The sequence below is a fragment of the Scytonema sp. PCC 10023 genome (assembly GCF_963920835.1).
Classification (GTDB): domain Bacteria; phylum Cyanobacteriota; class Cyanobacteriia; order Cyanobacteriales; family Nostocaceae; genus Kalymmatonema.
The window spans coordinates 1-13,257 of record NZ_CAWUDP010000092.1 but is presented as its reverse complement, the minus strand read 5'-3'; the positions used below and the strand labels follow the sequence as shown (position 1 = coordinate 13,257).

Annotated in this window: 11 protein-coding genes; 3 read left to right on the top strand and 8 right to left on the bottom strand. The window is 42.6% G+C overall.

Going from position 1 to position 13,257, the window contains the following annotated elements:
• Positions 1-450: 450 nt before the first annotated feature.
• The 3 genes from ACM0OZ_RS37380 to ACM0OZ_RS37370 all read right to left on the bottom strand — a co-directional run bounded on the left by ACM0OZ_RS37380 (position 451) and on the right by ACM0OZ_RS37370 (position 4,053).
• On the bottom strand, positions 451-597 hold the full coding sequence (locus ACM0OZ_RS37380; RefSeq protein WP_414587899.1) for a hypothetical protein: 147 nt from the start codon (positions 595-597) through the stop codon (positions 451-453).
• A gap of 111 nt (positions 598-708) precedes the next feature.
• A complete protein-coding gene (locus ACM0OZ_RS37375) occupies positions 709-855 on the bottom strand; it encodes a hypothetical protein (protein ID WP_414587898.1) in 147 nt (48 codons plus the stop codon).
• A 117-nt stretch (positions 856-972) separates the two neighbouring features.
• On the bottom strand, positions 973-4,053 hold the full coding sequence (locus ACM0OZ_RS37370) for an NACHT domain-containing protein (RefSeq protein WP_414587897.1): 3,081 nt from the start codon (positions 4,051-4,053) through the stop codon (positions 973-975).
• 269 nt (positions 4,054-4,322) lie between these two features.
• On the opposite strand from ACM0OZ_RS37370, the gene ACM0OZ_RS37365 reads away from it, so the two are divergent.
• Both ACM0OZ_RS37365 and ACM0OZ_RS37360 read left to right on the top strand, forming a co-directional pair.
• Entirely contained in the window at positions 4,323-4,652 is a 330-nt protein-coding gene (locus ACM0OZ_RS37365; RefSeq protein ID WP_414587896.1) for a hypothetical protein, read from the top strand.
• 447 nt (positions 4,653-5,099) lie between these two features.
• On the top strand, positions 5,100-5,465 hold the full coding sequence (locus tag ACM0OZ_RS37360; protein ID WP_414587895.1) for a DUF6464 family protein: 366 nt from the start codon (positions 5,100-5,102) through the stop codon (positions 5,463-5,465).
• Between the two features lie 56 nt (positions 5,466-5,521).
• Here ACM0OZ_RS37360 and fmt read toward each other — a convergent pair whose 3' ends face one another.
• Positions 5,522-6,517: a methionyl-tRNA formyltransferase gene (fmt, locus tag ACM0OZ_RS37355; protein ID WP_414587894.1), complete on the bottom strand. Its 996-nt coding sequence runs from the start codon at positions 6,515-6,517 to the stop codon at positions 5,522-5,524.
• Between the two features lie 1,330 nt (positions 6,518-7,847).
• On the opposite strand from fmt, the gene ACM0OZ_RS37350 reads away from it, so the two are divergent.
• Positions 7,848-9,176: a hypothetical protein gene (locus ACM0OZ_RS37350; protein WP_414587893.1), complete on the top strand. Its 1,329-nt coding sequence runs from the start codon at positions 7,848-7,850 to the stop codon at positions 9,174-9,176.
• A 346-nt stretch (positions 9,177-9,522) separates the two neighbouring features.
• Here the strand turns inward: ACM0OZ_RS37350 and minE are convergent, their stop codons facing one another.
• The 4 genes from minE to ACM0OZ_RS37330 form a co-directional block, all read right to left on the bottom strand.
• A complete protein-coding gene (minE, locus tag ACM0OZ_RS37345) occupies positions 9,523-9,831 on the bottom strand; it encodes a cell division topological specificity factor MinE (protein WP_414587892.1) in 309 nt (102 codons plus the stop codon).
• A 30-nt stretch (positions 9,832-9,861) separates the two neighbouring features.
• Complete coding sequence (gene minD / locus ACM0OZ_RS37340) at positions 9,862-10,668, bottom strand: septum site-determining protein MinD (protein ID WP_414587891.1); 807 nt, start codon at positions 10,666-10,668, stop codon at positions 9,862-9,864.
• A 138-nt stretch (positions 10,669-10,806) separates the two neighbouring features.
• Complete coding sequence (gene minC / locus ACM0OZ_RS37335; protein WP_414587890.1) at positions 10,807-11,988, bottom strand: septum site-determining protein MinC; 1,182 nt, start codon at positions 11,986-11,988, stop codon at positions 10,807-10,809.
• An 88-nt stretch (positions 11,989-12,076) separates the two neighbouring features.
• The coding region (locus ACM0OZ_RS37330; RefSeq protein ID WP_414587889.1) for a four-carbon acid sugar kinase family protein at positions 12,077-13,257 on the bottom strand (1,181 nt) is incomplete at its 5' end.

Sequence of the window (13,257 nt, the reverse complement as noted above, 5' to 3'; positions counted from 1 at the left end):
CTCAGTATCATATATACACACACTTGAGGGGCATATTTAAAAACTTAATTTAAGAGCCAAAACACAAAAAATGCCAATTTGCACACTTTGTTGATAAATTTGAAAGATGGTTACAATAGTTATTTTTTTCTAATTTCTAGTTTTGAAATCTCCTAAAACAAACAAGTGCAATTTACACTTTTCGTACAAGTTTTTATATTTTTTATTTTTTATTAGAGGTATCCGAGGTGCCCTGGATACCTTTTTTTGGTAACAGCATATTATGTCCCTACGTTGTAGTATGTACAGCATAGAACCCAATACGGTTCAGTTAAGGTTGATGTGTAAAAAATTACGTGTGTAGAGACGCGCCATGGCGCGTCTCTACATTGTGTTCCTGATAAAGGTTCTGGTCTTATCACCAAGCGTATTGGCATAGAACCGCTCAATGAAGAAGCAACAGAACTTTACCTAGAAGAATTTTCCGTGTGCCTGTTTTGATGAGTTTTTCAAGGTTTGAGAAAGGCGATCGCCTCTGGGGAATGCTCTACTTTGTGCAATAGCAAACCAACGTGAGACTATAAGAGGTGCGATCGCACTCTTTAAAACAAGCAACAAAACTTTACCTAGAAAAAGTTTCCTAGCCAGTGCTTTTGATGAGTTTTTCAAGGTTTGAGAAAAGCGATCGCCCCTCGGGAATGCTGTATTTTGCGCAATAGCAAACCAACGTCAGACTATAGGAGGTGCGATCGCACTCTTTAAAACAAGCAACAAAACTTTACCTAGAAGAATTTTCCCTGTGCCTGTATTTGATGAGTTTTTCAAGGTTTGAGAAGAGCGATCGCCCCTTGGAACGCTGTATTTTGCGCATCGCACTCTCATCTCACAAAAAGAGCGATCGCTTTTCACCTGTTGACAACATCACTCTCCGCGTCTCCGTGTCCCCCCGTCCCCGCGTCAGTCCTAATAATAAGTCTTCAACCGAAGCTGATATTACCCATCCGTTGCCACCAATTGCCACAGCGCATCAATTCCACTGCCCACATATTCTGAATCTTGGTGCTGCGAAATCCATTGAGCGACAGCACTAGCAACATCGCTGGAGTTTTTACCCAACTTGCCCAAGGCTTGTGCTGCATTCCCACGCACCCAAGAATCCTCATCTTTATCCGCTAGTCGTCCCAGCAGTGCATCCACCACTTCCACTGAAGCATTGCCCAACTTGCCCAAGGCTTCTGCTGCAAGCGCACGCACCCACAAATCCTCATCTTTTTTATCCGCCAGTCGTCGCAGCAGTGCATCCACCACCTCCACTGAAGCATTGCCCAACTTGCCCAAGGCTTCTGCTGCATTCTGACGCACCAAAGAATCCTCATCTTTATCCGCCAGTCGTCGCAGCAGTGCATTCACTACCTCCACTGAAGCATTGCCCAAGTTGCCCAAGGCATCTGCTGCCAACCGACGCACCGAAGAATTCTCATCCGCCAGTCCCAACAGCAGTGCATCCACTACCTCCACTGAAGCATTGCCCAAGTTGCCCAAGGCATCTGCTGCATTCCCACGCACCGAAGAATTCTCATTTGCCAGTCGCGCTAACAGTGTTTTTGTCACCTCTTCTTTTTCCCCCAATGCTGCACGATATTCTTGCAACCGTTCTTCACTAATGTGTTGCGCTGAGTCTTTCAACAGTTGCAGTGCTTGCGCTTCAAACCGAGTTTCATTCAAACTGCAAAGGGTTTTAAAAACCTGCTCGCGGATTTTTTTACCCACTTGCTTATCGTTACTAATTTCCAAATCGACTAATTGCTGCAAAACCTGTTGTACTACGCTTTCATCTAGCACTTCTAAATCTTCTGCTAAACAGCTAGCAGCAAAGAAAAGGTTACGGTGCAACCACTGTTCGTAAGGCGTATCTTGCTCCAAAATATACTTAAGGAATTTTGCAGTTTTTTTCCGGTGTTGTTGAGCGATGAGTAACAGCAATACCTCGCGCCAGTGGGGGTCATGGAGATATTTTTCGATATGCTCCAACACCACCTCATCACCATCGCCTTCCTGTCTATCCTTAATTTCCTGTGCTGCCAAATACTCCTGAAATGTTTTGTGAACAAAGGCGTAGCAGTCTTGCCCTTGTTCATTTAATAAACCAGCACGTTCCTGAATATGTGCTACAAAACGTTCTGCTTCTGCTTTTGCTTGATGTGGCTTAATGGATTTTTCTTCAGCAATGAATTGCTTTAATTGCTTAATCAGTTCCTCTTTATCAATCAGCGTACCGCCTTCTTTATCTCCTGTACCTCCTTGAGTATGAATCCAGTAAGCTAGTTGTTGCATCAAGCGTTCAACATCGTCGTGATGGAGATATTCACAAGGCAATTTATAATTAAGTTCCTTACCAGCATCCCAGTTAGTTAATAAAGTCTTCACCGCACGGTCATAAAGTTTGTGTCGCTGTCTGGGCAAATATGCTTCATAGCGATGAATCAGGGCAATAATAGTGAGGAGCAGTGGGTTTCGGGCTAATTCTTTGATGCGCTTTTGTTCTACTAAAGCCTGACGTAAACTTTCTTGCCTTCTTTGTGATTCTTCTGGATCTTCAAAGCGGCTTTCGTACCACTTTTTGATAAAGATTTCAATTTTGTCATCGTCAAATGACTCTAGCGTATAACGGGGAAACTCTTCTGTGCGGAAAAAGACGCTTTTATACCCTGCTGGACGAGATGTGATAATTGTTCTGTTTTGTGGGTATTGACCCAAGAAAACTTCAATCTGATTAACTATTTCATACCGCTTCGCCTCGTTTGCAACCTCATCTAAACCATCCAGTAAAATTAATGCTCGTCCATGCTCCAGCCAATATTCAAAAAAACCTGTTGGCAGTTCTTTAACCTGTAAATTGCCGCTAGCAAACTGTCGAATATAATCTAAAATACTCAGATGCTCTGCACGTTTGGCTAAATCCCGAATTTTAATGATAATTGGCAGTAAATCTGTGTCGGCTGCTAAACCTAGAATTTCTGGTTGTTTCTGGGCAAGCATTACAGCAAAGTAACTCAACAAAGTCGTCTTACCAGAACCAGGAGCACCCAGCAAGACAAATTTTTTAGATATGCTTTCAGTCAACAAATTTTGTGCTGAAAATTTTTTGCCAGTGCTTTTTTCAAGTCGTCCTATTTGTCTTTGCTCTTGCAGTAATTCTGCTTGACTTTGGCGGATACCTGTTGCTTCTAAATTAGCTTCTGGATCAGCAAAATCTTTTTGAGCAGCAAAATTTCTCTCTCGAATATCTTCTACCACATCTGGCATGACAAAAATTTGCTGTAACTGAGCAGATTTATCTACCTCTTGTCCTTCAACCGCAATGCCTGCAAACTTGGCATAATTCAAATAATTTACTATCTGCCTGGAATAATTTTCTGTAGTTATTTTAAATTTTAAATAAGAGGTATTTTTTTCAAAATATTTTTTAATAAATGTAGTTAACCAAGGTTCAATCCAAGATTCTTCTATGTAATGCTTGAATTGTGGATATTGTTCTAATACAGCTTTAAAAGCTTCAACTAAATAGGCTAATTGTGGAATTCCTTGATTTCTGCTTGGTTTGCGTAACTCCTCTTCAACGCCTGGATATTTCAAGAACTGGTCCAATAACCTACGTTCTAAATTTAGATCCAATTTCCAAGGAAGTTGTTCCTGTTCCTTAGCAGCGTTAAGACTCTCCTTAAGAGATTTTTCTAGCTCTGTTTCCTTTAATACAATACTAGCACTATCAGGCACTAATTCCGCCACTGACGTAATTGCATTTGTCTGCTTGTCTAGGTATTGCTCTATAGCTGTTGTGATATTTGCTTTACTGACTTCTTGCTCTAGTACAGACGAAAGTCGCTTCCAAAGATTGGGACCAACATCTCGCTTGAGATAATTTAAGCTGTAGTCGGAATTATGTGCTATCTGCTCATATGTCTCTCCTTGCCAAGAGCCACGGAGTACTGTCTTTTCAGGATCACTTAGAGGAGCGTTTGTCTTTTCTAAAACTGTTGCATTTATAACTTTTATAACTTCTTCAAAATCCATTGGCTTGAAACGACTTGTGTCCACTCTTTATTTTAACTGAAGTTGTCCTGGAATAACTGAACTTACCATAACTTTTAGGATCACTTCAGTTTTGTTTAATGTTTAACATGAGTTCGACAAGACAAGCAAAATCAGGCATAATCAGGCTTTTCAGACTCTATCAAACTCAAGTTAATCTAAATTATCTAATCCCAAGCCATAAAGTCAGTTCAGTTATGTTATGCTGGTTGAGGATTGGCATAATTTGAACCATAGGAAATACCAACACTATGAATCTACAGCAGCTACTTGATTTTATGACCAGGCTAGCAAAGCGCAATAGTGATATATGCTTACTAGCTTTTTTGGGCTTTTTAGCTTTTTTAGCAGTGATATCTCTCACTAGACCAGTAAATCCGACTCTTCAAGCTCCTGCAGTAAATGGACATGACAGCAAGCCAGAGAAGATACAAATCAATAACGATAACACTTTACTGAATAAAGGTGGTACGACTACTGGAGGAAGCATAAATCATGATAAGACTGATGATTCACAAATCAAAGATAATCCTGTATGTGAACCGCCATATATCAACGACCATTTAGAGTCAGGTAGTTAGCTGAGAAGATAACTAAAATGGCTAAAGACTATTTTGCAGAGAGTAGACTAGTACTTCACCACACCAAGTTTGTGGGGTTTGTAGTGATCGCTGTCTTCGCTAAAGCGCCAACTACAAACTACGCTTACCCGTCTTTTTTGGGTTGGCAGACCACTAGTAAGCTAATGGTCCTTTAATTTGCATATTGGAATTTGAAAAAAGCCTTATAAAATAGGCATCTTGACTGTCCCTCTAGTGCAGATTAAATGCACATTAGCTTAGACTCCGGTAATATTTTCACAGTCACTGTCAGATCAAGAGAGAAAAGAGTAGAGGTATAAATATGTACTTACGAAAAGCTCTTTTTTACAAAATATTAGCAAATCGTTAACTATAACATAAACTATGCGAGCCGACACAGGCAGGTGCGCTACCATCCTATTAATGTAAATCACATTACAAAAGTTTATGGAACCAAATTCTTTACCAACCGAGGTGATTCTGACGAACTCGCGTCAGTCCCTCGGCAGTGTTCAACTTGATTGGACACCACAACCAGGAAATTACCTTGATCTTGAAGGGAAAACCTACGCAGTTTTAGAGCGCCGCCACCGCTATCAACTTAAGGCAGGGCGCTACCTTTTGCAAAAAATTGCTTTATATGTACAATCTGCTACACGACCAAGTGAAAAAAGTCTTGTAGGAGGGCGCTGGGTGATTGGCGATGCCAGTTGCCGCTACAATGCTTGTTCAGAAATGATTCGTTGCGCGGTTAACCCAGATGGACCATGTGAGACTTGCCGCTACTACGAAAAAAGAAAGTCTGAACAATGAAGCATGAAGTCATTGGGTGTCATTAATTTTTTTCCTTTATCCTTCATACTTCATCCTTACTCAAATGCCTCTCCCACTGCTAAACGCGAACCATTAACAAAATCCCATCCCGACTGGGGACGTTTGCCAGCACTTTGAACTTCTCGCAATAGCAATAAACCTTCTCCAGTTTGGACAATTGCTCCCATCCCCTTGACGATGCTTACAACTTGCCCTGGGCTACCTGATAAGGTTGACAAATTAGCTAATTTATGAGTTATTTCTTTGATTTCAGATGGTAGCTCATCACCGTAAACATCATCAAGGGGAGCAGTGGCAGTGATTTTCAGCGGTTGGTTGCGAAAGCTGGCATTACAGTCTGGATAAAACCCTCTAATTTGATTGTGTAATTGTATGGCACTCTTTGACCAATCCAATTGATAATCCTCTTTCTTAATCAAAGGCGCATAAGTCGCTTGAGAATTATCTTGAGGAATTGGCTTAATTTCTTGATGTTGTAGCTTCAACAAAGTCTCTACCAACAAATCTCCACCCACAACTGCTAGTTTCTCTGCCAAATCATGGGCATTATCCAGTAATCCTATCGGTGTAGTAGCCTTAAGCAGCATTGCACCAGTATCCATTCCTGCATCCATTAACATTGTCGTGATCCCAGTTTCAGTCTCGCCGTTATACAAACACCACTGGATGGGAGCAGCACCTCGATACTTTGGTAAAATTGAGCCATGCACGTTAATGCAACCTAATTTAGGCATATCCAAAATTTCTTGAGAGAGAATTTGCCCGTAAGCAATGACGACAAACACATCTGCGTCTGATTCTTTGAGTTTCGTTAAAGTTTCAGCGTCTTTTTTCACCCGGTGAGGTTGCCATACAGGCAAGTTAGCAGAGGTGGCGACGACTTTTACTGGTGAGGGTATCAGTTGATTTCCGCGTCCCCGACGTTTATCGGGCTGTGTAACAACTGCCAAGACATCAAATTCTGGATGATTCAGTAGTTTTTCCAGAGTCGGTACAGCAAAACTAGGAGTGCCAAAGAATACGATTTTCATAATACTCAAGAGTCAATAGACTTCTTGCACGAATACCACCAAGTGAATATAGCTTTTTTCAATTTAATGCAACACAGCAAGATTGTACGGGTACAGCATTGCTGTGCCCCTATCCGTGGTATACACTTGGGGGAACCAGAGCAACGCAGTGCTTCGGGAACCCCCCACACAAGTGTCCTCCTGTGCATCCTCTACAGTTCATTCCTCACAAATCAAATACGATAGCTAGAGTGACAAATTTGTTGCATTTTCGTGAAATAAAACGCTAGGTGGAGTTATAATGAACTCGCTGGAATTTTAGCCAGCATTAACCGCATCTGCTTCAGCCAAGCTTAAGTGTTTGGCGATGTCGGATGAACAAGCTCCGCTACTCTCCGCTCCGAAAAACCTATACAGAACTAGTCAAATATAGACAACGCTGTACAAAGTCGGAGCGTGCAGTCTAAGCCATTTATGGCTACGTTCGATTGGTCATGACACCTACAAGTGAACGCCAGCTTGTAGCTCTGTCGAAGGCAGTTAAGTAATCAGTAAACTGGTTTATAGCTGTAGTGCTGTCTTCCTAACAAGCCATTTGAACATTGACGTTAGCGAAGCGGAACCTCTTAGGTTCGGCAAACGTTACCCGCAAGGGGTTGGCAGAATATGCCATTGATACACATCTATACAAAATGATGATTTTTGTATAAATGTGTACAGAAATCGAGTTACAGTTACTAACCCTTGAAGCCGCTCTCCCGGGTTTATGCGTCTACGCATTTCATCTAGTTTCGATATATTTCCCGGAACGGGTGCATTTGTAGCTGAGTTTCCAAACCAGTGGTGTGTTCCTGTATTTGTTGCAACTGGTTATGCAGTTGGTGCAGTTCAACTTAGAATATTTTCCATTGACTAAATGTCAGTGGTAAGATTTGACTCGGCTCAGTTGCAAAGTAACTTTGCAAATTTTTCTAGTCACGCCATAGTTGTACCGTTATTGGTATCTGTGCTGTGGCAGAGGAATTGCTTGCCTCTTGTAGCACTCATTCGAGTGATACAGGGAATATCCTTGTAACTATGCCTGCATTTTGGTGTGGTTGGGTATTAGTAGCGGCGTTTTCTGTCACGTAGTTATTTCTATGTGAGGCTCAAATACCATACTCGTATCTTCTCCTAAAAGCCTCTAGCGACAATGCGTACTAAAGAATACCCATTTTTGTAAAAGTATGCGAAATTTAAGTAAATTCTTTCGTTAAAAGTGGAGTTCCTTGTTATACATATAAAATAGCCTGCCCCATTGCTGTATAGGCACAGCTCCTCGCACAGCAACCGCCCTCTAGAGAGTCAACAAATGCTTAAACACCTTATGTTGTCTGGATGGTTCCGCGTGCAACCATTCCTTAAGTACTTTATTTTTGTGATGTTGATTGCGCCGTTTGTGGCGGCATCAGCTCACACGAGTTCAGCAAAACAAACACAAGCAGCTAGAATGCCTTCTGTTGCAACAGAATCTGAGTCTGTGTCAAAGCAAACGGCTGGTGTTGACCAAACAAATTTAATTTCAGTATCAAAACCAACGCAAATCAATTCCTCTACAAAAAAATCTCACTTTGTACCACTGTCGGTAGCTGCGGTTGCCCAATCTCAAATACAAACAGATAAAATTAACGTCTGGGCTGTAGACGAGGATGGTTCTGCCTCAGTGGAAATGCCTAATAATGATCCATTGGTAGCAGTTGAACTAGCGCCACCGATGAAAGAACCTAACTCGGCGTCGAACGAGATACCAGCTAGTCAATATGATTTAGTACAGCGATTAAAAGCCTCTAAAGTTCAAACCTTGGCAGTAAATAATGGCTCCGCATCAAGGGAAGTGCTTGCTGGTGCAACATTGGAAGCAGCTAAAATTGACTATCAGAAAGAATCGCAACAAAAGCCAACAGCAGTAACGGTTGTAGAACAACGACCCCAAGAAGCTCAAGCAGTACAGCAAGACCCAATCGGCAGCCCTCATGCTATTCCGTGGGTATGGATACAAGCGACTCAAGAGGCGATTAGTTCCAAAGGGGGTTCTGGAGTGCGTTACTACCGCAGCGTACCTGTTATTTCTCCGGATGGTAGATATGCAATGTACAGCCGCGTGAAACTAGAAGTCAAACCACAAATGTATAACAGCCAGGTCACCAGCGTTCTGTTTGTAGAAGATAGGCAAACTAAGCGGTTACACGTGGTCAGTTCAACTGCTCCGATTAATGATCCTTTGTTAAAAGTTCAGGTATCTTCGGCAAACGATGATGCACAAGGAACTATTGCGGTTTTAGTTCCGGTAAGCTGGTCACAAAAGGGCGATCGCTTTTTAGCACGCAAATTTGAAGGGGCGATGAATACTTCTGATGCTACAGATCATGCAGTGATTTGGGATCGCGAAGAAAACCGTTCCCAGAGTGTGACTCCTTCACAAGAAGAAAACAAGCATGAAATTGCTGTATTGTTAGGCTGGAGTAAAACTCAGCCTGATCAAGTATTGTTCCGTGCTGGCGAATTAGGTGAAGAACAATGGCCCTTGGTAACAGTTGCTTATGATGGCAAAACTGTGGCTGCTACAAATGCAGATCAGGGTGTGACCTATGGTCAAAGAGTTAAAGAGGTTTGGGCAGGTCCACAAGTCGCTTACAGATAATTTCCATCCCTGACAGGGATTTGTACCAATACTGCTCGAATAAGCTGATTTATTAACCGACAAAGTCTGTAGAGACGCCCCATGGGGCGTCTCTACACGGGGTGCAAATTCCACCGATAACCCAAAACCCAAGTAGTATTGGGATTCGTACATATCAGACCCTGCGACTATTACTCACTCGATCTGTGTTCAACTAATTCCGCGAGATTCCCCATCCAGGAATATTTAATACTGATTTCGCCCCTGACGGGACGAGATCTTAACCACAGACTCATTCGCCACTCGTAGAGAATTTATAAAAAATTCTGACTCCTGAGTTCTGAGTTCTGAGTTCTTCTTTATAAAACTATTTAGATTTATCGCTACTGCCTACCTCAGGTGTATTTTCTTGAGTTTCTTTGACTCGACGAATGGGCAAATTAGCAATTAAAGCTGTCGTCCGTTGATTGCTTTCTAAGGTAAATTCTAAGCCATCTGTCTCAACTTCCACATAACGACACACAATTTCCAAGATTTCTTGGCGCATCTTTTCCACCATCTGAGGGCTTAAGTCAGCGCGATCATGGGCAATCACTAATTGCAGACGACGTTTGACTTGAGTGCGACTGTTGTCAGCACTGCGAAAAAAAATTCGTTCTAAAAGTTCGAGAATCATTGCAGATCGGTGGGAGGAGACGCGATGAAGTTAAATGATTTTTGTCCACAACAATCTTCTAAGACGGGCGAAGATGTTGTCACCAGATGAATCTAGCTCAAGAAAATCGACCGTTTCCCCTTCCAATCTACGGGCAATGTTCTCAAAAGCTGTAGCAGGTAAAGAAGTATTCTCTGCTAACACTAAAGGTTCGCCGCGATTGGTAGAGACAATAACCCGCTCATCGTCAGGGACGACCCCAATCAAGGGAATTGCAAGAAGTTCCTGAACATCTTGAACTGACATCATATCATTTGCCCGTACCATTGCGGGTCTGATACGGTTAATAATGAGATGAATACGCTTGATGCCTTGTGCTTCAAGTAAGCCAACCACGCGATCGGCATCACGGACTGAGGCAATTTCTGGAGTGGTAACAATCAGGGCTTCTTTTGCTGGGGCGATCGCGTTTTTAAACCCCATTTCAATTCCGGCGGGGCTATCAATCAAAACATATTGATACTTCTGCGCCAGTGCATTCACCAATAACTTCATTTGGTCAGGAGTGACGGCTTCTTTGGTGCGATTTTGCGCCGCAGGTAACAGAACGAGATTGGGTTGGCGCTTATCCTTCACCAAAGCTTGTTCTAAACGACACTCCCTAGCCAGGACTTCAACCGCCGTATAGACGATGCGGTTCTCTAGCCCTAGCAGTAAATCCAAATTTCTCAGACCAAAATCCGCATCAATCAAAGCCACTTGATGCCCCATTTTGGCTAATGCCATCCCTAAATTTGCCGTAACCGTGGTTTTCCCCACCCCTCCTTTGCCGGAGGTCGTAACAATAATGCGAGTCATGAGAGAAACGAGCTCGATTAGTGATTAGAAAATATACAATAAAATCAAGGCTAAAGTATCAAGTATGAAATGAAAGCTCAAGTATAAAGTATGAAGTGAAAATTATGGTATTTCATCGTTCATTCTTTATCCTTTGTTTTATCCTTCATCCTTGCTTGGATTCATCCTGCTTAATTGGATTTTAGAAAAATCAGTCACCCTAGCGATGCGAATTCCTTGGGTTGCAATGTATGCTACCTCAGGATGAAACTGCATCGGGGAGTTTTCTGGTGCCCTAGCTACAGCATCAGCAATTCGCAATTGGGTTGGTTCCATTTGCAAAGCCATAATCAGGCAATCGCGATTTCCAAGGGCACCTGCATGAGCAATTCCACGTAGACGACCCCAAACTAAAATATCTCCATCTGCAACTACAATACCACCAGGATTTAAGTCCCCTAAGAGAATAACATGACCGGGGTGGCGAATTTCCTCTCCAGAACGCAACGTCTTCTCTAGATACAGGGGTTCTGCAAGCGGGGGGTTAGCAGGTTTGGATTCAGAACCAAGCGTTGTTTGTCGCGGTACTTGTTCTACAGAATAGCCAGATGTGACAGCAGCGATCGCAGTTTGGCGACGACTGGTAGAAACCGATTTGAGTTGAATTTGAAATTGATTCAAACTTTCGGCGAGTTCTTGAAGCTGTCTGGTATCCAGCAACCGATCTTGCGCTATCAGATGTACGGGTGTATTGGGTGAAAAAGAGCGATCGCAAGCTAAAAGCCGCAGCTTCATCTGTTGCCAAATCTCAGTCCAACTGTATTCCGACGCAGGCAATTGGGATTCTGTTGGTAAAATTAATAAAAGTTTTCCTTCCTGAGTTTTGATTTGAACTTGGATATTGTGATTCACCGTATTTTCTAATGACGGTGATTCAGTCAATTCTACATTTACAAGGGCTGGATTAGACTCTATATCGGCAACGACGGAATTTGACTGAACATCTGGAAGGTGAGGATGGGACTCTGTACCGGATAAGACAGGATTTTCCTCAACATCCGCATGGTAGGAATTTGATTCGATGTCGGGATGGTAAGAATTTGCCTCAACATCGGGATGGTAGGAATTTGATTCGACATCGGGATGGTAAGAATTTGCCTCGACATCGGGATGGTAGGAATCTGACTTTAAGTAAAGCAATACAGAATTTACCTCTGCTTCAGGGAGGACAGGATTTTCCTCTGCTTGCGTGGACTCTACATGAGAAACGGCAGAGATTGCTTCCCCATCAGAGAAGGCTTTTTTTGACTCTAAATCAGGGATAGTAGAATCAGAAGTCATGTAACACTTGCCAAAATACGGAAAACGAGCAATTACTTATACTAGATTAGTCGCTGTTTACAATAGCGTTATTAAAAATTTACAATCCTCACCCTGTATTTTTACTTAGTCTTTGGTAAACTATTGCCAACGCATCAGCATCGCCAACGTTTCCTGGAAACAGCACCACTGGCAAATTAGGAAACTGAGGATGGTCTGATGGAGTTGTCACCATTGAACAACCGGCTAATATTTGACCGAGTAAACGTGCTGAAGTTAGTTCCAAACCAGTACTTAAAACATCGTTGGAAGTAATCCCACCTTTACTAATTAAGAACCCTATATCTGATGGTAAACCCCGCACGATATCCATCAATAAGTCTGAAACTCTTTCCCCAAAGTGTAACCTTGTCTCAACATCCTTAAAAGTCAGTTCCTTACGGCTTGTGTAAACCACTGGTGTTTTCAAAGCATCATGTGCCGCACGGACATCATCTAAAACTTCGGTTAACAGCGTAGCAGATTCATCTGCAACATCATCAACTAACCGCGAGACATCGACTTCGACTCCAACAGTTCCCTCTTGTTGCAACAGCACCTCTAACTGCTGAGTTGTCTTTTTCACATGGGAACCAACAATCACTGCACCTGGTTTCCCTCCTCGCACATACTGTGCCATATTTTCTGGGGCAATAGGTTGAGGAGGTAACGCTGCTAAAGCCGTTAAGATACTGGCTGCACTGCGAAACAAAAAGCGTTTTCCCTGACTGACTGCTGCAAGTACATCTTGTGCAAAGCGGTTGAGATCTGCTTGAGTTTCACCATCCACAACAGCGCACTGGTTCCCACTAAGTTTCAGCAGTCGTTCCAGACTTCCAGCACGAATATCCGCCAATAAAAATCTTTCTACCGACTCAGAACTGATACGTCCTTGTGTTTTTTCTTCGACATACTTAGGTAAGTAGCTGTGATGATAGCCAAAGACAGAATCACGGGCAAACTCGGTTTCATGCACGGGGGTGGTGGTACCATCAGTCATCAAATAATGCACACTGTCCTGAGTGATACGTCCGCCTTCAAAAAACGCTGGTACGAGAAAATGAGCATCAAACGGACCGAGTTCTTCAGCAATGACATCAGTTTCAATTGGGTAATGTCCCCGTAAAGTCGAATCAGAACGACTGACAATAAGAAACCCGTCTTTTTTAGCTGCTTGTAGCGACGAAGAAGGATCTCCCTCATCCCCCTCATCTCCCTCATCTCCCTCATCTCCCTCATCTCCCTCATCTC